This window comes from Nocardia sp. NBC_00508, from assembly GCF_036346875.1.
Lineage (GTDB): Bacteria > Actinomycetota > Actinomycetes > Mycobacteriales > Mycobacteriaceae > Nocardia.
On sequence record NZ_CP107852.1, the window covers coordinates 7,624,379 to 7,647,460 of the forward strand.

Annotated in this window: 10 protein-coding genes and 2 pseudogenes; 5 read left to right on the forward strand and 7 right to left on the reverse strand. The window is 68.5% G+C overall.

The window, feature by feature from the left end:
- The first annotated feature begins 4 nt into the window (after positions 1–4).
- A complete protein-coding gene (locus OHA40_RS34310; RefSeq protein WP_330230952.1) occupies positions 5–1,225 on the forward strand; it encodes a cytochrome P450 family protein in 1,221 nt (406 codons plus the stop codon).
- On the opposite strand, the gene OHA40_RS34315 is transcribed toward OHA40_RS34310, so the two are convergent.
- Genes OHA40_RS34315 through OHA40_RS34325 form a run of 3 tightly spaced genes read right to left on the reverse strand, consistent with a single transcriptional unit; the run spans position 1,205 to position 4,163 of the window.
- On the reverse strand, positions 1,205–1,954 hold the full coding sequence (locus tag OHA40_RS34315) for a thioesterase II family protein (protein ID WP_330230953.1): 750 nt from the start codon (positions 1,952–1,954) through the stop codon (positions 1,205–1,207). The two genes, OHA40_RS34310 and OHA40_RS34315, sit on opposite strands and share 21 nt — an antisense overlap.
- Entirely contained in the window at positions 1,951–3,189 is a 1,239-nt protein-coding gene (locus OHA40_RS34320) for a cytochrome P450 (protein ID WP_330230954.1), read from the reverse strand. Before OHA40_RS34320 ends, OHA40_RS34315 begins: the two co-directional genes overlap by 4 nt.
- On the reverse strand, positions 3,189–4,163 hold the full coding sequence (locus OHA40_RS34325) for a thioesterase II family protein (protein WP_330230955.1): 975 nt from the start codon (positions 4,161–4,163) through the stop codon (positions 3,189–3,191). Before OHA40_RS34325 ends, OHA40_RS34320 begins: the two co-directional genes overlap by 1 nt.
- A 217-nt stretch (positions 4,164–4,380) precedes the next feature.
- On the opposite strand from OHA40_RS34325, the gene OHA40_RS34330 reads away from it, so the two are divergent.
- Both OHA40_RS34330 and OHA40_RS34335 read left to right on the forward strand, forming a co-directional pair.
- Entirely contained in the window at positions 4,381–6,435 is a 2,055-nt protein-coding gene (locus OHA40_RS34330; protein WP_330230956.1) for an AMP-binding protein, read from the forward strand.
- A 12-nt stretch (positions 6,436–6,447) separates the two neighbouring features.
- Entirely contained in the window at positions 6,448–7,833 is a 1,386-nt protein-coding gene (locus OHA40_RS34335) for a hypothetical protein (RefSeq protein WP_330230957.1), read from the forward strand.
- Here the strand turns inward: OHA40_RS34335 and OHA40_RS34340 are convergent.
- Together OHA40_RS34340 and OHA40_RS34345 are read right to left on the reverse strand one after the other, a co-directional pair.
- Positions 7,817–8,839 (reverse strand): UbiA family prenyltransferase, encoded by a 1,023-nt coding sequence (locus OHA40_RS34340; RefSeq protein ID WP_330230958.1) that lies wholly within the window; start codon positions 8,837–8,839, stop codon positions 7,817–7,819. The two genes, OHA40_RS34335 and OHA40_RS34340, sit on opposite strands and share 17 nt — an antisense overlap.
- A complete protein-coding gene (locus OHA40_RS34345) occupies positions 8,806–9,918 on the reverse strand; it encodes a prenyltransferase/squalene oxidase repeat-containing protein (RefSeq protein ID WP_330230959.1) in 1,113 nt (370 codons plus the stop codon). Before OHA40_RS34345 ends, OHA40_RS34340 begins: the two co-directional genes overlap by 34 nt.
- 338 nt (positions 9,919–10,256) lie before the next feature.
- Between OHA40_RS34345 and OHA40_RS34350 the strand changes: the two genes are divergently transcribed.
- Both OHA40_RS34350 and OHA40_RS34355 read left to right on the forward strand, forming a co-directional pair.
- Positions 10,257–12,053 (forward strand): 2-isopropylmalate synthase, encoded by a 1,797-nt coding sequence (locus tag OHA40_RS34350; RefSeq protein WP_330230960.1) that lies wholly within the window; start codon positions 10,257–10,259, stop codon positions 12,051–12,053.
- A gap of 32 nt (positions 12,054–12,085) precedes the next feature.
- Positions 12,086–13,675: an amino acid adenylation domain-containing protein gene (locus tag OHA40_RS34355; protein WP_330230961.1), complete on the forward strand. Its 1,590-nt coding sequence runs from the start codon at positions 12,086–12,088 to the stop codon at positions 13,673–13,675.
- On the opposite strand, the pseudogene OHA40_RS34860 reads toward OHA40_RS34355, so the two are convergent.
- Both OHA40_RS34860 and OHA40_RS34360 read right to left on the reverse strand, forming a co-directional pair.
- Positions 13,657–16,146 (reverse strand): annotated as a pseudogene (locus tag OHA40_RS34860) (type I polyketide synthase); the annotation flags it as partial. The gene OHA40_RS34355 and the pseudogene OHA40_RS34860 overlap by 19 nt on opposite strands.
- A gap of 24 nt (positions 16,147–16,170) precedes the next feature.
- Positions 16,171–23,061, reverse strand: a pseudogene (locus tag OHA40_RS34360) (beta-ketoacyl synthase N-terminal-like domain-containing protein); the annotation flags it as partial.
- Positions 23,062–23,082 lie beyond the last annotated feature (21 nt).

A 23,082-nucleotide genomic window follows, 5' to 3' on the forward strand; every position in this document is an offset into this window, starting at 1 on the left:
ACGGATGAAGCACGATCGGTCACCTATCGAACTGGGCGACGAGTACTACCGGAATCCGCATGCCGCCTACGACAGGCTGCGCGACCTGGGGCCGGTCCACTACGTCAGGTTTCCCGACGGCCGCACCGGATGGCTGGTCACCGGCTACGAGGCCGCGAAGGCGGCGTTCGCCGACACCACCGTCAGCAAGGTGATCCAGTCGCCGGGCGCCCGGGCGGCGCTCACCGATCACGGCGGCGACCAGCGGGTCAAGAGCGGCTTGTTCAGTGACATGATGGTCTTCTACGATCCGCCGCAACACACGCGGCTGCGCAATCTCCTGACCGGCGCGTTCGCCGGACCGGCTGTCCGGAACCTGGCCCCGAGCGTCGAGAAGATCGCCGATTCCCTCCTCGCCGACATGGCCGCCGATCCGCGCGAGATCCACGACCTGCTGGATTCCTACGCGATTCCGCTACCGACAATGGTTATTTCGTCGCTGCTCGGAGTGCCGCGTGGCGATCGCGACAAATTCCGCACGTGGACGACAGTCATCTTCTCCGGCGAGCATTCCACGGGCGACAAATTCGCGATCATGCAGGAGTTCGTCGCCTATATCCGACAGCTGATCGAGACGAAGATCTCGGCCCCGGGCACCGATCTGCTGTCCGAACTCGTCGCGGCCAGAAAAGACGACGACCGGCTGACCGATCGGGAACTGGTCAGTATGGTGTTCATGCTCCTCGTCGCCGGGTTCGAGACCACAGCGCATCTCATCGGCAACGCCATCGCGATCTTGCTCGCCGATGCCGAAGTCCATCGGTCACTGTGTGCCGACCCGGGTCGCATACCGGATTTCGTCGAAGAAGTTCTGCGCTATGAATCGTCGGCCTGTGAAGCCACCTTCCGGTATACGACAGTCCCTACCGACTTGGGCGGCACCGAGATCCCCGCTGGGGAACTCGTCATGGTGTCGATGGCCGCCGCCGACCGTGACCCACAGCGATTCCCGGACCCCCAGCGCTTCGATATGGATCGTGCGCAGAACAATCACATCGCCTTCGGGTACGGGATGCACAAATGTGTCGGTGCACAATTGGCGCGCCTGGAGGCGGTCATCGCGATCACCTTTCTGCTGGACCGGTATCCCGATATTCGACTCGCCGCCGGCGCGACCCTGTCATGGCGGAGAAGCCTCCTCGTCCGCGGGCTGACGAACCTGCCACTAGTCCTTTCCCCAGGCTGATATCGCCCGCAGCAGCGGGTCCGGCGCGTTCAGGACGTCATAGTGACCGCCGGACAGTTCGACTATCCGGCAGGTGTCGCTGTACCGCAGCCATCCGTCGAGTTGCGGACGCTCGATCTCGACATCGCGGTCCCAATGTATGGCCGTTATCCCGCACCCGAGGCGGACCGGCGGGGACCGGTGGTATCGGCGAGTTGCCGCGAGGTCGTCGCGCAATACCGTCAGTGCGGCCTCCACCAGCGCCGGACGAGCCACCGCGCCGCGGCTGCGGATCACCTCCGACAGTTCGGCGCGGAGCCCGTCCTCGTCCAGGTCGAGCAGGCGGTCGAACGGGCAATCATGGGGGGCGACCTGGCCGGAGACGAACAGCATTTCCGGTGACGGAAGGCCGAGTTCCTCGATCCTGACCACGGTCTCGAATGCGGGCAGCGCGCCGGAGCAATGACCGAAGACAGCGAAAGGCACTGTCAGCCAAGGCTTCAGCGCCTCGGTGAGGTCTACCGCGAGCTGCTCGTAAGAACCGAAGTGCCGCTCACCGATCCGGTTCTCCCTGCCGGGCAGCTGGATCGGGCAGATCTCGGTACCTCCGATCCGCCGCGGCCACTGCGCGAACATCGACGCGCCGACCCCCGAATACGGCAGGCAGAACAGTCGTGCCGTCGCCTCCGGATCCGGCGGGCGCAGCAACCAGCGCGTCCCGCCGGTGACAGTCGTGGTCGAACGAGTCACGCTTGCTCCCTCCCCGTAGTCCGGACCCGCAGGTGTGTTGTGCCGTTGATGAAGGAGGACCGCAGCCGTTGCGGTTCGCCGATGATCTCGACGGACTCGAACCGGCGCAGGAACTGTTCGCACACGACGCGAAAGGTCAGCCGGGCCAGCGGTGCGCCGACGCAGTAGTGCGGGCCGTATCCGAACGCGATGTGCCGGTTCGGGTGCCGGGTGATGTCGAAGGTGTGCGGGTCCGGGAACACCGCCTCGTCGCGGTTGGCGGACCCGATCCAGGCCACGACCGGCTCCCCGGTCTCGACGATCCCGCCGCTCAGGCGCGTCGGCCGGGTCGCGTAGCGCATGAAGTTGCTCGCCGCGGACGTCCAACGGAGCGCCTCCTCGACCAGGCCGGGGACGCGCGCCTCGTCGTCGCGGGCCGATCGCCATGCGCCGGGGTTCCGCGCGAGCGCGAGCACCGCGCCGGACACGGTGTGCGGTGTCGTGGCATTGGCGCCCAGCAGCAGGCTGTAGCTGTTGTACATGGCCTCGATGTCCGACAGCGGCTGGGCACCGGCCTGTATCGAGAGGAGGTGGCCGAGGAGATCGTCGTGGCCGATACTCGCGCGGCGACTACGGATGAGCTCGGTGAAGTAGGAGAAGATCTGGTGGTGCGCGACGGTCAGCGTCGCGGTCCGGGCACCGATCGCGAAATCCGGGTCCTCGGGCGCGGCGGCCATCGCGGCCCACCGGATCAGGTTGTCCCAGTCCGACTCCGGTACGCCGAGCAGGCGGCCCGCGACCACCATCGGCAGGCGCAGCGCGCGCTCGGCGAGATCCCACGGTTGATCGTGGGGCACGTCGGCGAAGACCCGGTCGACGGCGTGGCGGATCCCGGATTCCATCGCGTGTACCGCCCCCGCGCTCAGCCGCTTGCCGAGCGGTCGGCGCACTTCGGTGTGGCGGGGCGGGTCGCAGGAGGTCATGAGCAGGCCGGAGGCGATGTCGTCGTGCCCGAGTTGCGTGATGACGGTGCCGCGTTCGGAGGTGAACGCGTCGTGGTCGCCGAGGACCCGGCACACGTCGTCATATCGTGTGACGGAGCAGAACATTCGCCCCGGGGCATACTCCTGCCGGTGCAGCCGGGCGTGCTCTCGCATGTACGTCCAGACGGCGTGCGGGTCACCGGTGTGAAAGCCGGCGTCGAGAAGGTCGACCGCGGCGAGGTCGGCAGCGGTGCCGATGACTCCGGCGGGCATCACGGTGTGCCGATCGACTGACGGATCCGCGCGGCGAGCGCCGCCGGCGTGGGCCGCAGGTAGAACTCGACGGGCGAGATCTCGACGTGGTGGCGGCGGTCGATGTCGTCGAGGATCTTCATGCCGACGAGCGAGTGTCCGCCCAGGCTGAAGAAGTCGTCGTCCACGCCGATACCGGAGATTCCGAGGTGCTCTGCCCAGATGTCGACCACGTCCTGCTCCGTCGCGGTGAGTGGCGGCCGGGTCGCGAGACGGCTGACGACAGCGGCGACAACCTCGGCCTCCGCCGCGACGAGGTAGTGATGGCCGCCGGGGAAGGTCCGGATCTCGAGATCCCCGGTGGTGGCCGCGGTCCACGCGTGCAGATCGGCCACGGGGCAGGTCTGATCCGCTTGTCCGCCGAAGGCGACGAAGCCGGCCTGTAGCGACGTCAGCGTGACCGGACGATAGGCATCGAGCAGCCGCAGATCCGAGCGTAGTGGCGGGAGGATGAGAGGCCACAGTTTCGGGTTGCGGTACACATCGTCGTCGCCACCGCCGAGCCGCCGCATCGCGGCGACGAGATCCTCGTCGCCGAGGCGATGGTCGTCTTCGCCGTGGCGCCGATGCGGTGCGGTCCGCCCCGACACGAAGACCGTGTCGACGAGGAATCCGAGATCGCGCTCGAGCCGCAGAGCGACCTCGTAGGCGACCGCGGATCCCATGCTGTGCCCGAACATCGACATCGGCAGGTCGGTCAGGTCGGCGAGCTCGGAGACCAGCGCGTCGGCCATCGCGTCGATGTCCTCGAGACATCGCTCGGAGAGGCGATCCTGTCGGCCCGGATACTGAACCACGACCGTCTCGACGCCGGCGGGCATGCGCTGCGGCCAGCCCCTGAAAGCGTGCGCGGTACCGCCCGCGTGTGGAAAACAGATCAGGCGCTCGGTCGGTGCGCCGTGCGGCGCGGAATAGCTCCTGAGCCAGGTTTCCATGAGAATCCCCCCTCGGCATCGCCCCCGACAACCGAATGCTAGCGCCCCGGAACGACTTTCATCAACGGTTCACCGGGATGACCATCGTCGCGCCAGGTCGGGGCCGGTTCGGGCACACGACCGCTCGGCCGACCGCTGGAACTGTTGACAACTCCGACCCCGAGGACACACCATGGCGCTGGGACACACCTTGCTCCTCGGTCATAAGGAAATGCCGTTGATTACAGAGGCCGTACGCGGTATCTGGGCTCGCGAGCTGGGGTTCACCGATTTCTCCGACGAGGACGACTTCTTCGTTCTCGGCGGTGATTCGCTGACCATGGCCAGGATCCAGGAAGCGTTCATCGATCATTTCGATATAGAGGTACCGATGGACGAATTGTTCCGGCGGGCAACCGTCGAATCGATCAGTGATCATCTGACTTCGCTCCACCCCTACCCGCAGGTGAATTACGGCCTCGCCGAGACCCTTCGGAACACCGACGAACAGTTCGCCTCGTCCGCACCGTCGGCAGAGGTGAGGGCGGCCGCCGGTGATCCGGATCTGAGTGCCGCGCAGATGATCGAGACCTACCTTCGCGGTTACGCGGACCGTCCCGCCTTGGGGCACCGAAGATCCGGCTCTTTCGACGTCATCACCTATCGGCAATTCCATTCTTCGATCAACTGTCTGCGAGCCCGCTGGTCCGCTCCGTCCGGTGGCGGATTGCGCGCCGGTGATTTCGTCGCCACGCTCGGATTCACCAGTGCCGACTATGCTGTCGTCGACCTGGCGTGCACGCTCTCCGGATTTGTCACGGTGCCGCTGCACAATACGTTCGACGCTCATCAGATCGTGCCGATCCTTCGCGAAACCGCACCCAGAGTGCTCGCGGTCAGCGTCGAATCGCTGCCGGTGGCAATAGAGGCACTCGCCGGGAATTCGACGGTGGAGCGTGTCGTCGTTTTCGACTACGTCCCGGAGGACGACGGTCATCGGGCCGCGCTCGCACGTGCTCGAACCCGCCTCGGCGCGGTGCGACCGGAACTGACGCTGACCTCGCTACCGGACGAGATCGCCGCCGGGAACGACCACGCGCCACCCCCGCCGGTGTATGTGCCCGACGGCGAAGACACCCTGGCCACGATCATCTACACCTCCGGAAGCACCGGTACGCCGAAGGGCGCGATGTTCCCGACGAGCTGGATCAAGCACTACTGGCGACGATCCGTCGGCCGCCCCGACCCGTCCGTCCCCGCCCTGCATCTGCAGAATCTGCCACTGAGCTTCCTCGGCGGGCGGCAATGGCTGGCATCGACCCTGTCCAACGGCGGCACCGGGTATTTCACCGCCGGGAGCGACAATTCCACGTTTCTCGAAGATCTCGCACTCGTGCGGCCGACCGAATTGGTGATGGTCCCCAAGCTGTGCGGCGAAATCTTCCGGCTGTTCCAGAACGAGCAGAGCCGGCTCCGCGAGCTCGGAATCGAGCAGGCGGCCGCGACCGAGTCCGCGATGCGAACGATCCGGGTCGATGTGCTCGGGGGACGCGTGGTCACCGCATGCTGTGGGGGCGCGCCGCTTTCGGCGACGATCCGGGATTTCGTGCAGGAATGCCTGGGCATCCAGGTCGTCGACGGTTACGGTTCGACGGAAGCCGGGACCACGGTCACGGAGAACGGCCGGATACTGCCCGCGGTGGTCGACTACAAGCTCGTCGACGTGCTGGACAGCGGCTACACGACGGCAGACCGACCACACCCGCGCGGCGAACTGTACATCAAGTCCGTCTGCGCTTTCAGCGGCTACTACCGGCGCCCGGAGGACACCGCCGAGGTCTTCGACGCCGACGGCTTCTACAAGACGGGCGATATCATGGCCGAGGTGTCACCCGGCCGCCTCACCTACATCGATCGAGCGTCGAATATTCTCAAACTCGCGGCCGTGGGTTTCGTGTCGGTGTCCAAGCTGGAGGCAATCTACTCCGGCGCGCCCGAATTGCGCCAGATCTACATCTACGGCAACAGCGCACAGCCGTTCCTGCTGGCGGTGGTCGTGCCGAATCGGGATTTCGTCGAGCCCGGGAACTGCAAGAACGAGATCTCTGCCGCACTCCGGCGGGTAGCCGCGGACAACGCGCTCGCTTTCTATGAAATCCCTCGGGATTTCCTCGTCGAGCCGCAGGATTTCACCCGAACGAACGGACTGCTGTCGAGTTCGGGAAAGCTGCTGCGCCCGGCCCTGAAGGAACAGTACGGGAAGCGTCTCGAATCTTTGTACAGCGAGCTGTGAGGGGGAGTATTCATGGAAACCCAGGAGGGCACCGCGGGTACGCGCACGTCCGATACTCCGCAGATGAGGCGACCGCTGGGGCCGTCGGAGCGATGGCTCTGGATCATCGACCAGATCTCCCCGATGAACGCGATCGTCTGGGTACATCTGCGCGGCCGGATGGAACACCGGCAACTCGTCCTGGCCGCCGAGGCGGTGGTCGCGGAACATCCGCTGCTGAGAGTCCACGTCGCGACCGACCCCGACGGCACGAATCCGCGGTTCGTACCGACGGCCGAGCCGCGCATCCCGATCCGGACCGTTCACGTGGCGGCCGAGGACACGCAGGCAGCCGACATCGAGGTCGACACGGTGGAGCTGCACGAGCGCATCGACTGGCGAACCGGCCCGCTGGCCCGGATCGTCGACATCGTCCGGGGCGCGGGCACGCCCGACGAGTCGCACGACCTGATTCTGACGACGGCGCATCTCATCACCGACGGCATGGGCATGACGTCGTTGTTGCGGCGCCTACTCGAACACGCCGCGCAGTCGACCGGGGACGGCGCTTCGACGAAAACGACTGTGCGGTCGCGAAATCCCCTTCCGGTTCCGGAAGACCTGCTGCCACGCCGGCTACGGAGCATCGCCCGGGCGAAGGTCGTCTCGCGCGTGGATCGGGCGATCAACACGCTGAGCAAACCGCGGTCGCTCGAACCCGAGGCTACCGTGCCGCCGCGGCAGCGCCGCACGCGGTTCATCCGGCGGATACTGCCGGCCGCGGACCTCGACGTCCTGCTCGCGCGCTGCCGGCGCGAAGGCGTCACCCTGCACGGTGCCCTGACCGCCGCCACGGCGCGGGGGGTGGGAACCGAGATCGACCCCGCCGGAGTCGGCAGGGTATCCGTCATCTCGGCGATCAGTCTGCGGCACGAATTGGTGCCACGCGTCGACAACCAGGAACTCGGTTCGTACGCGAGCGGAGTGGTATCGCACGTCGCCGCCGATCCCGCGACCGATTTCTGGACCGCGGCGCGGAAATTCGATCGCGATCTGGCCAGACGCTCGAGGTTCGGGCAGCATCTGTCGGCTTTCGCCGCCCTGTCGTTCATGGCTCCGCCGTCGATCGAATCCAGCGGGCCGCTCATCGACCTCATCGACCACAAGACGTCGCGGGGCATCGCCATCTCGAATTTCGGACGGTTGAACATGCCCGGCCGAATCGGCGAGTGGGCGGTCTCCGGCGTGCAGGCGGCCGCCGGAATCTCGTGTCTCAGCTGCCTGCGTTCGGTCGTAACGATCAGTGGTGGAGACCTGTACTGGAATTTCACGTTCATCGAAGGTCTGATGTCGGCGGAGCGCGCCGGCCGGATCGCCGACCGGGCGGTGGCCGCGCTGATCGTCAGCCCGGACCGGTAGAGGTCTTCGCCCGCGCCGGGTGCTTCGCGCCGAATTCGTGCTTTTCCCGCATGAGGCGATGCAGGACCACAGCGGACAGAATCGAAACGAGCAGTACCGGCACCACCGCGCCCAGATCGACCGCATAGGTCGCGAAGCCCGCGGTCAGCACGAGCCGCTCGATATTGAGAATCGCGTGCGCTCGCAATGCCTGAATTCGCTGCGGGCGATCGGAACGACTCAGCAGGCGGAAGGCGTACCAGCCGAGCACCGCGGAAACGACCAGCGACACGACGTACGCGCCGTTGTTCTTCGCCAGCAACCACGGTACGGCCGCCGCCGCGACAATCGCCGCGGCGTACAGGGAACGGGCAAGCGCGACAGTGAATGTCGTCCCGCGCACCGCGGCGACGGTATCGTAACCGCCCGCTCGATCGCCCTCCGCGTCGCGCAGGGTGCCGACGAGGTTGGAACTGATGTCGTGGCAGCAGAATACGAACGCCGACACCAGCAGAGTCCATGTCGCCCAGGAGGACACGGCCATCGCACCGTAGAGCAATCCGAAAGCTCCCAGTGAGCCGCGCACAGCGTTACCCGAGAATCCCCGCGCCTTGAATCTCGCGCTGTAGCCCGCGATTCCCACGATGATCGCCGCGGAGACCGGAATCGTACGCCAATCGATCGCGATACCGATCCCGACGAGCAGACCGAAACACACCATCGCGGATACCGCGGCCGCGGTGGGTGTCAGCCGTCCGGAGGGTATCGGTCGGTGCGGCTTAGCGATCGCATCGAGGTCGCGATCGAGCAGATCCCCGAGATAGTGCGCGCCGAGCCAGCCGGCGGACAGCCCGACGCACGACATCACGACATTCCAGCCGACATCGTCAGAACCCGTCGAACCGACCCCGGCCAGCGCGAGCATCACCGGATAAGCCAGCGTGTAGGGCCGCCATGTTTCCCAGTGCGCGGTCAGGTGGGTGCCCACACCGATCACGCAGAGGGGCGGGAGTCGATCCGGCGCCACGCCGAGCTCGCCTTCACCACGAACGCCGCGGTCAAGGTGGAACTCGCGAAGGGAGTCATGGTCGGCGGTTTACCGACCTCGTCCAGGATCCAGTACAGCGAACCGGCCGGCCACAGCCGATCCGCTCCGCGAGAACCGGCGAGGTAGTCGGCCGCCCGGGCGGACCGCTCGAGATCTTCGCTGTTCAGCAGGTCGGGGACGGTGGCCAGGGCCAGCAACGCCAGCGCCGTGCTCAGCGGCTCGCTCCCCGAGGAGCGGCGGCCCCAGCCACCATCCGGATGCTGGGTGCTTCGCAACAGATTCACCGCCGACAGCACTGCCGGCGAATCCGGCCGCACCGCCGACAGCAGCCGCAGGCCCACGTAGATGGCGAAGAACCGGCCGCAGTAGAACGGGCTCGCCCAGCCTCCGTCGGGCCGCTGGACCTGTTCGAGGTGGTCGATTCCGCGCGCTATCGGTCCGGCGAACCGCTCCGGATCGCTCAGGTGCAGGGCGAACAGCAGGCTGGGGAACACATCGGCGTCACCGGAGTCCTCCCACAGGCAATTCGTCCACGGTTCGGGAAGGCGACCGTCGGCCTTCCGTTCGAAGTCGGGCACCAACCAGGTGCGGACCAGACCGTTCGGCCCGACACAGTTGTCCAGCGCGAATTCCAGGGCAGGGACGCAATACTTCTCGACATCGGCGCGCTGGCCGGCCTGCGACAGGGCGATGGTGATGCAGGACAGCGTGTCGGCGTCCGGCGGGAATTCCGGCAGGTCGGGGAAGTAGTTCCAGCCGCGCCCGTCACCGCGTCGACGATTCAGCAGATAGTCGAGTTCGCCGTCGATCAGCGGTTTCGCCTGGTCGCCGAGAAGGTCGGCGCACTCGGTCAATACGTCGACGATGAGCGCGCGCTGGAACAGGTCACCCTGCTGTTCTTCGGTATCCGATCGAAGACCGAGTTCGCGCGGTACTCGCAGCGTGTCGTTGAGCTCGGTCGGCCCACCGCTGAGTTGCGTGGCGAGGTGAACGATTCCCGGCCACGCGATATTTTCCCACACTGTGGACCCGACAGTGAGTTCGGACTTTTCTCCCATGGCAGTCTCCCATCTGAACCCATGCCATTTCGGTAAGCCGCTCGGCGATATACAGCAGCGGCTTCCGGATTTGTCTATATTTGCCGAGAGGCGCAGCGTCAATAGCGCTCGAACACGAATTCCATGACACTTCCCCCTCGCGGTGCACATTCGTGCGAGTAACAGGCGATCGTGTAGTCGGATCGAGCCCGTGGCCCCCGGTCAACCGAATACTAGCGCGCCCGTTCCCCCGGGCGCCAGGGTTTGTCGAATGTTCCAGAAGTCGTCATCTGCCGCCGATTGCCTTGCAGCACTTGACAACCTGTGCAATGCTGAACCGACATGCGACGGGGGTGCACATGACAACAACCAGTGGTGACATGCCACCTCCTCGGCCCGCGCCGACAACTCGGCCGTTCCGCAATCGGCAGGTGAACTCGCCGATGCCGTTCGGCAGATATGTTCGCCCGGCGCTCCCGACACAATTGACGGATGCGCCGGCGGGCCGATTGTGGCCGACCCGAACGATAGACAATGCGCCGCGGTGGAGTTCGGTGGACTTGCGCGACGGCAATCAGGCCTTGGCGCATCCGATGGATCTGCACCGTAAAGGGAAGATGTTCGATCTTCTCGTCCGTATCGGATTCAAGGACATCGAGGTTGGCTATCCGTCGGCGAGCCAGGCGGATTTCGATTTCGTCCGCAGCCTCATCGACGGAGACCGGATTCCCGACGATGTGACGATAGGCGTATTCACTCCGGCCAGGCCGGAACTGATCGATCGGACGTTCGACGCTGTGCGTGGCGCGGACCGCGCGGTCGTGCACCTGTGCCACGCGACGGCGTGCCTCTGGCGTGAGGTCGTGTTCGACATGTCGATGAGCGACGTCCGCCGGATGGCCGACAGCGCCGCCCGGCACATGATGCGCTGTGCCGACGCGTTCGATCCGGCACGGCTCATGTTCGAGTACTCCCCGGAGACGTTCAACATCACCGAGCCGGAGTTCGCGCTGGAGATCACCCACTCGGTGGCGGCCATCTGCGGCGCGCGACCCGATCGGCCGCTGATCCTGAACCTCCCCACGACAGTCGAGACCGATACCCCGAACGTGTTCGCCGACCAGGTCGAATGGATGGACCGGAATCTCGAGGATCGCGCATCGATCATCCTGTCGGTGCATCCGCACAACGACCGCGGGACCGCCGTCGCGTCGGCGGAACTCGCGTTGCTCAGCGGTGCCGACCGGGTCGAGGGCACGCTGTTCGGTAACGGTGAGCGGACCGGCAATGTCTGCCTGGCCACCTTGGCGCTCAATCTGTTCAGCCGCGGAATCGATCCGGAACTCGACTTCTCGAACATCGACGACATCCGGGCGACGGTCGAGTACTGCAACCGGATGCCCGTGCACCCGCGCCACCCCTACGTCGGCGAACTCGTCTACACAGCCTTCTCCGGCACCCATCAGGATGCGATCGCCAAGGGCATGGCGGCCCTGCGACAGCGCGCCGCCGAGACCGACCGCGACGTGCGCTCCCTGGCCTGGAAGGTTCCCTACCTGCCGATCGACCCGGGCGATGTGGGGCGCAGTTACGAGTCGATCGTCCGGCTCAACAGCCAGTCCGGCAAGGGCGGCATCGCCCACGTTCTCGAGACCCGGCACGGTCTCCGCCTGCCCAAGGCTCTGCGCCGCCATTTCGCCGACACCGTGCAGCTGCTGGTGGACGCCAGCGGAACCGAGCTGGACCCGGGTCGGCTCTGGAACGTGTTCCGCGCGGAATACGTCGACGTGGAAACACCCCTGCTGTTCGAGCAGTGCGGCGAGGAGCAGAGCGGCTCCGGGGTCACGGTCACGGTCACGGCGACCGAGGACGGCCGCCGGGTCGAATTCCAGGGTTCCGGTGCGGATCCGAGCTCCGCTCTCGTCGACGGAATGCGCCGCGCGGGGCACGACATCGACCTTGTCGATGTGACCCGTCAAGCGCCCGCGGGGCGGAGCCACCCGCACGGCAACGCCGTCTACTGCGAACTGATCGTCGACCAGGTGCCGTCCTTCGGAGTCGGGCTGGACGATTCGGCGACGGACGCGGAAGTGCGCGCCGTCATCAGCGCGGTGAACAAGGTTCGCAGCGGAGTCTCCGCGGAGCCGGTTCACTGATCGCATCGCCACCACCATCGAGGACACCCTGTATGACTCTGTCCGGACATACCGTCGCGCTCGCCGAACGCCCACTCGTCCACCTCGAATTCGAACGCCACGCCGCTGCCGCCGCCGAGCGAGTCGCGGTGACGTGCGGTCCGGTGGTCCGGTCCTACGGGGAACTCAACGCCCGGGCGAATCAGCTCGCGCATCATCTGCGGTCGAGGTCGATCGGGCCCGGTTCCCTGGTCGGCCTCTGCCTGGACCGGACCCCGTGCCTGATCGAGGCGATCCTCGGGGTGCTCAAGGCCGGTGCCGCCTATGTGCCGCTCGACACCTCCTACCCGCCCGAACGGTTGCGGCTGATGCTGGCGCAACTGCCCGACACGGCCCTGGTCATCGCCTCGGCCGAGACCGCGGCGATGCTCGGTTCCGACCGCCCCGAGACGATCCTGATCTCCGACGAGGACCGCGATCAGGCGATTCGCGATGCGCCGGTGAGTAATCCGCGGTCGGCGGTGACACCGGATGACCTGTGCTACGTGGTGTTCACCTCGGGCTCGACCGGGACTCCGAAGGCGACCGCGGTGCGTCATCGCGGCTGGTACAACCTGCTGAACTGGCTCGTCCTCGAATACGGTCTGGATCAGTTCTCGTCGAGCCTGGTGGTGAGTTCGTTCGGGTTCGACATCACGCAGCGCAGCATCATGACGCCCCTGTTCTCGGGCGCCGCCGTGCATCTGCTCGGCAGCCGCAGCTTCGACCTGTCGCTGGCCTATCGCCTGCTCGGTGAGCGTGCGGTGCGGACACTGCACTGTGCCCCGAGCACGCTCTACCTGCTGGTCGATCGGGAGATGAAACGCGGTGGCACGGCGCTGTCGGAGTCGCGGTACGTGTTCATCGGTGGCGAAGCGCTGTCCGCCACGCGGGTCTCGACGTGGGCGACGCGGCCCGGGAACACCTGTGTCCTGTTGCACCAGTACGGCGTCGCGGAGTGCACCGACGTCGCCACCTCGCACCCGATGACCGACTATCCAAGCTACGCCGCCGCGGGCGTGACACCGGCCGGAAAGCCGGTGTACAACACCACGATCCATCTGCTCGACGAGCAGCTGGACGAGGTGGGGCCCGGCGAGGTCGGGGAGATCTGTATCTCCGGGGTGAGTGTCGGCGCGGGCTATGTCAACCCGTCGGAAGAGGGCTCGGCCCGGTTCACGGAGATCGAGCGGGACGGGATGGCGATTCCCGTGTACCGCACCGGCGACCGGGGCCATGTGACGCCCGGCGGCGAGCTCGTCCTGGTCGGCCGGATGGACTCGCAGGTGAAGATCCGCGGTCACCGGATCGATCTGGGCGAGGTCGACCAGGCCGTGCGGCGCAACGGTGCGGTCCACGACGCGGCCGTCGTCGCGGTGGCGAACGGTGCCGACGAGCTGCGGCTGGTCGCCTTCGTGATCCCGACGACCGGCACACTCGACACCCCTCGACTGCGCAAGGAGCTGCTCGCCGTGCTGCCGCAGGCCATGGTCCCCGCCGAATTCGTGGAAGTACGGGCGTTTCCACTCAATCCAAACGGGAAGGTCGACCGCAAGGCCCTCGCCGCTCACGGTGTGACCCGCGGCGGCTCCGCTCCGGCATAGCGCGCGGCGGGGCCGGACGGTGCCTGCTCCAGGATCACGTGCGCGTTGGTACCGCTGAGCCCGAAGGACGACACCCCGGCCCGCCGGGGACGATCGGCGGCCGGCCACTCCCTGGCCTCGGTGAGCAGGTTCACCGCGCCGGCCGCCCAGTCGACGTGGCGGCTCGGCTCGTCCACGTGCAGTGTCGCGGGCAGCACGCCGCGCCGCAGGGCCTCCACCATCTTGATGACGCCCGCCAGCCCGGAAGCAGCCTGGGTGTGGCCGATATTCGACTTCACCGAGCCCAGCCACAACGGCCGATCCACCGGACGATCCTGCCCGTAGCCGGCCAGCAGGGCCTGCGCCTCGATCGGATCACCGAGCGTGGTGCCGGTACCGTGCGCCTCGACCGCGTCGATCTCGTTCGGCGCCAAGCCCGCATCGGCCAGGGCCGCGCGGATGACCGCCTGCTGGGCCGGTCCGTTCGGTGCGGTGAGTCCGTTGCTGGCACCGTCCTGATTGACCGCGGAGCCCGCCACCACCGCCAGCACGGGATGACCCAGCCGCACCGCGTCCGAAAGACGCTCCAGCACGACAACACCCACGCCCTCGGAGAATCCGGTGCCGTCGGCCGCGTCCGCGAACGCCTTGCACCGGCCGTCCGGCGCGAGTCCGCGCTTGCGCGAGAACCCGATGAACACCCCCGGCGAGGCCATGATCGTGGCGCCGCAGGCCAGCGCCATCGAACACTCTCCCGACCGCAGTGCCTGCGCGGCCAGGTGCAGCGAGACCAGCGAGGACGAGCAGGCCGTATCCACCGTCAACGCGGGGCCTTCCAGACCGAGGAAGTAGGCGATCCGGCCGGAGCCCAGGCTGAGTGTGGAGCTCTCACCCAGGTACGCCTCGGCTTCGGGCGGCGCGTTGTTCAGCAGCCGGGCCGCGTAGTCCGCGTAGGTGATCCCGGCGTACACCCCGGTCGCGCTGCCCCGCAGTGACGCCGGGTCGATTCCGGCGCGCTCCAGCGCTTCCCACGACACCTCGAGCAGCATCCGCTGCTGCGGATCCATCGCCAGCGCCTCGCGCGGGCTGATCCGGAAGAAGTCGGCGTCGAATTCGGAAACGCCGTCGAGGAAGCCACCGGCGCGGGCGTAGGTCGTACCGGTGTGGTCGGGATCCGGATGGTAGAGATCGGCCAGGTTCCATCCGCGGTCTTCGGGGAACCCGCTCAGCACGTCGCGCCCCTGGGCGACGATCTCCCACAGTTCCTCGGCCGAGTCCGCCCCGCCGGGATACCGGCAACCGCTGCCCACGATGACGATCGGATCGTCGCGGTCCGGCCGGACCGCCGGGCTCGACGGCGGAGGTGTCGCGGGCCGCGGCGTGATCTCGGCCGTCAGGTGGCGGGCCAGGGCCGCCGGAGTCGGGTAGTCGAACACCGCGGTCACCAGCAGCCGCACGCCGGTGGCCCGCTGGAGCCGGTTGCGGAATTCCACCGCGCTGAGCGAGTCGAACCCGAGTTCGGTGAACGAGCGATCGACCTGCACCGACCGCTGTTCGGAACCGAGTACGGCACTGGCGTGTTCGACGATCGCGGCCAGCATCCGCTGTTCCCGTTCGGCGGCGGTGGCGCCGGTGGACACGGCACCCGCCGTCGGCCGCGGCACGTGAGCCGCTCGCCGGACCGGCACCAGCGCGCGCACCAGCGCGGGGACATCGTCGAGAGCAGCGAGGGCGGCGGTGTCGATCCGCGCGGGCACCACGACCGCACGCGTACTCGCCAGCGCCGTATCGAACAGCCGCAAGCCCTCGTCGGCGGACAGCGCGACCATGCCGCCCCGGCTCAGCCGGGCCCGGTCCCGATCGTCGAGGTGGCCGGTCATCTCGCTCGCCTGGTCCCACTGTCCCCACGCCATCGAGACCGCGGGCAGACCCCGGTGCCGTCGATGCTGCGCCAGCGCGTCGAGAAAGGCGTTGGCGGCCGCGTAGTTCGCCTGACCGTGCGCACCCACCACGCCCGCCATCGAGGAGAACAGCACGAAGGCGGCGGGATCGGCGTCGAGGGTGAGCTCGTGCAGGTGCCACGCCGCGTCCACCTTCGGCCGCAGCACCGCGTCCAGCCTCGCCGGGGTCAGCGCGTCGAAGACGGCGTCGTCGAGGACTCCGGCCGCGTGGATCACGGCTGTCAACGGGTGCCGGTCCGGGATTTCCGCCAGGACGGCGGCCAGGGCGTCCCGGTCGGCGACGTCGCAGGCGGCCAGGGTGACCTCGGCACCCAGCGCCGCCAACTCCGCGGTGACGGCCCGCGCGTCTGCCGCCGCCGGTCCTCGCCTGCTGATGAGCAGCAGATTCCGGGCACCGTGTGCGGACACCATGTGCCGGGCCAGCAGTGTGCCGAGCATTCCGGTGCCGCCGGTGATCAGCACCGTGCCGTCCCGGTCCATCGGCCGGGGCACGGTCAGTACCAGTTTTCCGATGTGCCGTGCCTGCGCCATGAATCGATACGCCGCGGGGGCTTCCCGCAGATCCCAGGCGCGAATCGGCAAGGGCGCCAACGCGCCCGACTCGAACAGCGCGACGATCTCACCCAGCATCCGCTGCAACCGATCCGGGTCGGCGCTGGTCAGATCGAAGGCGCGATAGCGGACTCCGGCGTAGGTGGCTGCCACGTGTGCGGGATCGCGGAGGTCAGCCTTGCCCATTTCGATGAAGGTGCCGCCGGGCGCCATCAGCCGCAACGACGCGTCGAGCAGGTCGCCGGTGAGGGAATTGAGCACGACGTCCGCTCCGGCGGAACCGAACTGCGCGCGCCACCGGCCCTCGAATTCGGCGGTGCGTGACGAGGCGATGTGCTCGTCGTCGAAGCCCATGTCCCGCAACGTGTCCCACTTGCCCGGGCTGGCGGTGGCGAAGACCTCCAGCCCCCGATGGCGCGCCAGCGCGACCGCGGCCACCCCGACACCGCCGGTCGCGGCGTGTACGAGAACGCGCATGCCGGCTCGGAGGTCCGCGAGTTCGGTCAGCGCGTAGTGGGCGGTGAGGAAGGCCGCCGGAATCGCGGCGGCCTGGGCGAAACTCAGCCCGGCGGGAATCGGTGCCACCGTGCGGCGATCGGCCACCACCACGGAACCGGCGCCGGTGAACAACCCCATCACCCGGTCTCCCGGCACGAGGTCGGTCACCTCCTCCCCCACCTCGAGGACCACGCCCGAGCCTTCGGCACCCACCGCGACGTCCGGGTCGGGGTAGGTGCCGAGCGCGATCAGCACATCGCGGAAGTTCATCCCGTTGGCACGCACGCCGAGGCGGATCTCGCGGGGGCCGAGCCGCCGCTCGGCCGCGGGCCAGGCACGCAGGGCCAGGTTGTCGGCGTCCAGGGTGCCGGTGCCGAGGGTGACCAGGCTCCAGGCGCCGCTGTCGGGCGTGGTGAGGGTGGGTTGTCCGTTGTCCCTGATCAGCCGGGGTACCAGTACCGCACCGTCGCGCCACGCCACCTGCGGTTCGTCGACCGCCAGCGCGGCGGCGACCGCGGTGTCGACCTGGGTCCAGTTCTCGACGTCGACCAGCACGATCTGCCCGGGATTCTCGGTCTGGGCCGAACGCAGCAGTCCCCAGACCGGCGCGCGGCTCAGATCGACCACGTCCTCGCCGTGGACCGGCACCGCCCGGCACGTCACCACCACGAGGGGGGTCTCCGGCCCGGTCGACAGCCATCGCCGCACCCGTTCGAGCACCGTGGCGACCGCGGTCCGCGTCGACGCGGCCAGGTCGGCCGGGACATCGTCCGGAACGTCGGGCGGGCGCACCGTCAAGACCGTCGGTGCCACGGTTCCGGTGTGCTCCGGCGACGGGAGCCGCACCCAGTCGACCGCGAAGTGCGATCCGGCTCCCGGGGCGGTCGAAGTGATCTGCGACAGCGACATGTCCCGCACGGCGAGAGATTCGATCGAGGCCACGGGCGCGCCCGAGGGATCGGCCAGGAGAACCCGCACCTGGCGGTCTCCGGTGCGGGTCAGCCGCACCCGCAACGCGGTCGCGCCGACCGCGTGGATCGACACCCCGGACCAGGAGAAGGGCAGCAGCGCGCACCCGTCGGCCGGTGCGAACCCGGCCAGCGCGATCACCTGCACCGCCGCGTCCCAGAGCGCAGGGTGCAGCGCATAGGGGCCGACGTCCTCCGGCTCCGGCAATGCCACCTCCGCGAACACCTCGTCCGCGCCGCGCCGCCACGCCGCGCGTACCCCCTGGAACGCCGGGCCGTACCGGTATCCCCGCTCGGCGAGGTCCGCGTAGAAACGCCCGAGATCGGATTCGGCCGCACGCGCCGGTGGCCACTGTGCCAGGTCGGGCGTCGTCGGCGCCGAGGTCTGCGGCGACAGCTCGCCGGAAGCATGGCACACCCAGTCGGTCCCGCCCTCCTGGCGCGAATACACCGACACCGCACGCGTTCCGCCCTGTTGCGGACCGCCGACCACGACCCGCAGGTACGCGCCGCCGACCGCGGGCACCACCAACGGGGCGTGCAGCACGAGTTCGGCGACTACCGGACAGTCCACCTCGTCGCCCGCGCGTACGGCCAGTTCGACGAGGGCCGCACCGGGCAGCAGCACCGAGTCCCCCACGGTGTGGTCACGAAGCCAGCCGGCCGACGTCATGGCCACCCGGCCCGCCACGACCACTCCACCGGAATCCGGTTGCGCCACCACCACATCCAGGAGGGGGTGTCCGATCGTGGACAGCCCCGACCCGCTCGTGCCGATGCCCCTCGGCTCGGTCCAGTACGACTGCGGATCCCAGGCGTAGGTGGGCAGATCCACGCGGCCGGCCCCGGGCACCAGGCGGGTCCAATCCAGCCCGAAACCGCCGGCATAGAGCTGCGCCAGGGCACGGTCGTGACACCGTGGACCGCTTTCGCCACGGCGCAGGGTACCGACCGCGAGCACCGCGTGATCACCTTCCGCGGCAACGGTTTCCACGGCCGTGGTCAGGCTCGGATGCGGGCTCGCCTCGACGAAGACCCGGTAGCCGTCGGCGATCATCCGCTCGATCGTGTCGGCGAAACGGACCGGCTCGCGCAGATTGCGGTACCAGTAGTCCGGCGCCAGCGGCTCGGTGGGCAGTGGCTCCGCGGAGACCGTCGAGTACCAGGTGACCGAGGCCGGAACGGCGACGATCCCGGCGAGCTCGGCCGCCAGCGGCTCCCGCAGCGGGTCCATGTCCGAGCAGTGCGATGCGTAGTTCACGGCCAGCAGGCGGCAGAAGACGTTCTCCTGCTCCAGTTCCGCCAGCAGTGCCGTCAAGACCTCGCGGTCACCGGTCAGCACGGTGGAGGCGCCACTGTTCACCGCGGCCACCGACACCCCGCTGCCCAGCCGCGGCTCCAGTACCGCGGCGGGCAGGCCGACCGCCGCCATCGCACCACCGCTGACGGTCGACAGTGCCCGGCTGCGCCGGGTGACCACGGCTGCCGCGTCCGCCAGCCCGATGGCACCGCCGACACAGGCCGCGGCGATCTCCCCCTGGCTGTGGCCGACGACCGCGTCCGGCAGCACACCGGCCGCCCGCCACATCGCGGCCAGCGACACCATCACCGCGAACAGCATCGGCTGCACGACATCGTCGTCACGCAGCGGGGGCGCGTCCGCGTCACCACACAGCACACCCACGGCCGACCAGCCGGTGTGTGGGCGCAACGCCTCGTCGCAACGCGCGAATTCGGCCCGGAACACCGGGGATTCGGACCACAGATCGCGGCCCATCCGCAGCCACTGGGAGCCCTGCCCCGGAAAGACGAACGCCACCTTGCCCGAGATCACCGCGTCCTCGGGACCCACCGTGTTCGGCGCCGGATCGCCCAGCGCGGCTGCCCGCAGCCCATCGAGCAACTCCGCGCGATCGGCGGCCACGACCACTGCCCGTCGCTCGAAGTGCGTGCGATGCAGGGCCAGTGATCGCGCCACCGACGGCAACGCGAGGTCCGGATCCGATTCCACCAGGCCGATCAGGCGCTCGAGCTGACCGCGCAGGGAGGCATCGCCGCGGGCCGAGAGGGGGAACAGGGTCGCGGTGCCCGCGCTGTCCGGTTCGGCGACCGCGGACGGCGCCTCCTCGAGGACGATATGCGCGTTGGTGCCGCTGATTCCGAACGAGCTCACCCCGGCCCGCCGCGGCCGGGTACCCCGAAGCCACCGCGCGGGCCGGTTCTGGACAGCGACACCGGCTGTCTCCCAGTCGATCCGCTCGATGGGATGCTCGGCGTGGAGCGAGGCGGGCAGTGTCCCGTGCCGCAGCGCGAGCACGGTCTTGATCACGCCGACGATCCCGGCTGCGGCCTGGGTGTGCCCTAGGTTCGACTTCGCCGAGCCCACCCCCAGCGGGCGTCCCGGTTCGCGACCGGGACCGAACACCCTGGCCAGCGCCCGCATTTCGATCGGATCGCCGAGGGTGGTGCCGGTGCCGTGCGCCTCCACGTAGTCGATGTCGGCCGGGTTCAGACCCGCCGCGGCCAGCGCCGCGCGCATGAGCCGTTCCTGCGCGATACCGTTCGGGGCGGTGAGGCCCTGGCTGCGACCGTCGGAGTTGACGGCCGAGCCCCGCAGCACCGCCAGCACCGGATCGCCGTCGCGCACGGCGTCGTCGAGGCGCTTGAGCACCACCACACCGCAGCCTTCGCCCCACACCATGCCGTCGGCATCGGCGGAGAACGGCCTGCACACCCCGGACGGCGACATCGCGCGCAACCTGCTGAACTCCACGTGTGTCTCCGGGCCCACCAGGACCGTGGCCCCACCCGCGAGGGCCTGATCGCATTCGCCCGCACGCAGCGCCTGCGCGGCGAGATGCAGGGCCACCAGCGACGACGAGCACGCCGTGTCGACGGTCACCGCGGGGCCGTGCAGGCCCAGCTGGTAGGCGATCCGGCCCGCCGCGACGCTGGTCGCCGAACCGGTGCCCACATAACCGTCGAGCTGGGCCAGCGCCGCACCGGCGAGGTAGGTGCTGCCGTAGAGCCCGAGGTACACACCGGTCGAGGTACCGCTCAACGCGCGAGGATCACGCCCGGACCGCTCGATCGCCTCCCAGCTGGTCTGCAACAGCAGGCGCTGCTGCGGGTCCATCGCCGCGGCTTCGCGCGGGGTGATGCCGAAGAAGGCGGCGTCGAACTCGTCGATCCGCTCGAGAAATCCGCCCCGCAGGGTGTAGGCCGTGCCCGCGACATCGGGGTCGGGATGGTGCAGCCCGTCGAGATTCCACCGGCCTTCCGGCACCTCGCCGACCGCGTCCGTCCCGTCGGCCAGCAGTTGCCAGAATGCTTCGGGATCGTCTGCCCCGCCGGGCAATCGGCATGCCATCCCCACGATCGCCACCGCGCTGTCGCGGGTGCCGGGCTGTTCGCCGTCCGGCGGTGTGGCCACCTCGGCGAGCACGGTGCCGAGGGCGGTGATGGTCGGATGCTCGAAGATCACGCTCGGATCGACATCCCGGCCGATGGTTTCGCCGAGTGTCGCGGTGAGCCGGACCAAACTGCTGGAGCCCAAGCCGAATTCGGCCAGTGGCCGGTCGACGTCGATCCGGTCCGGGTGCAGGCCGGTCTCCGCCGCCACCGCGGCGATCAGCCACGCCCGGATCCGCGCCGCCGAGGCCACGTCCGCGATGGGCCCGGTCTCCTGGTTCTCGGCCGTCACAGCGTCTGCCGGAACCTCGACCGTATCCAGTTCGCCGTCGAGATAGGCTGTGCGGCAAGCCCGGCGCTGGACCTTGCCGCTGCTCGTCTTCAAGATGGTGCGCGGGCGGATCAGCACGACATCGTGGATGGCGATGGCGTGTTCGGTAGCGACGGCGCCCCGGACGGCGGCCCGGATGTGGTCCAGCTCGTCGGCCTCGGTCGCGGCCACCTCGACGACCAGTACCAGTCGCTCCCCGAAATCGCCGGTGTCCACGGGGAACGCCGCGACGCAGCCCGGCCGCACCGAGCCGTGCGCGGATTCGGCCGTCAACTCGATGTCCTGCGGATAGTGATTCTTGCCGTCGATGATCAGCAGATCCTTGCTCCGCCCCACGACGAACAGTTCACCGCCGGAAAGGAACCCGAGATCGCCGGTCCGCAGGAAAGGCCCCCGGCCGTCGACGAGCACGCCGCCGAAGATCTCGGCCGTCTTGTCCGCATCGTTCAGATATCCCGCCGCCACGCTGTCGCCGGAGACCCAGATCTCGCCGACCTCGCCGTCGCCGCATTCGACGCCGCGCTCCGGGTCCACGATCGCGAGCGTGACGCCGCAGGGCGGGATCCCCACCCCGACCACCTCGTGAGACCTGGCCGGGTCGGCATCGGCGGAATGTTCCGTCACGGTCGGTGCGCGATCGACGGGAGCGCCCGTCACGAGCAGCGTGGCCTCGGCCAGGCCGTAAACCGGTTGGAAGGTCTGCGGCCGGAAACCCGACGGCGCGAACGCGTCCGCGAATCGGCGCAGGGTGCCAGCGCGCACCGGCTCCGCCCCGTTGAACGCCACCCGCCATCGGCTCAGGTCCAGCTGTCGCGCCAGTTCGGCGGTGGCGCGCCGGGCGGCCAGTTCGTAGCCGAAGTTGGGACCGCCGCTGGTGTGCGCCCGGAAATGCGAGACCGCGTGCAGCCACCGCTCCGGCTTCTGCAGAAAGTGCAAGGGCGACAACAGCACCGCGTCGGCGCCCAGATACACCGTCTGCAGTACCGGCCCGATCAGGCCCATGTCGTGGTACACCGGCAGCCAGCTGACGAAACACGAACCGTCCCACGACGCCACCCGCTCGGGGCTGTGGTCCATGGCCTCGGCGATCGCCTGCTGATTGTGCAAGAGGTTGCGGTGGGTGACGACGACGCCTCGCGGTGCGCTCGTGGAACCCGACGTGTACTGGAGGAAGGCGACCGTGTCCGGGCCCACCCCGGGATCGGACCAGGTCGAGGCGATCTCGCCGGGAACTTCGTCGGTCGCGATCCAGCGCAGCTTCGCCAGTTCCGGCACGTGCTCGACCACCGCGCCGAGCGCGTCGATGACCGATCGGGTGGTCAGCACCACCTGGATGTCGGCGTCCGCGATGACCTGGCGCAACCGGCGCAGTGCGCGATCGACCTCGTGCCGCTGTGGCAACGGCACCGGCACGGCCACCACGGCACCGGCCAGGCAGCCGAAGAACCCGGAGAGGAACTCGATCCCCGGTGGATACAGCAGCAGGGCACGCCGATGCGCGAAACCCTCGGCCTGCAACCGTGCCGCGATCGCCACGGCCCGGCGTTCCAGTCCGGCGTAGGTCAGTTCATCGATGTCACCGCCGATATCGCCCGTTTTCAGGAATCGGAAGGCGAGGTCGGATCCTTGCTCCGCCTTCCGCAGCATCAACAGATCCAAGAACGAACCGAACATATACGCACCCATCCAAATTCACGCTGCGAAGAG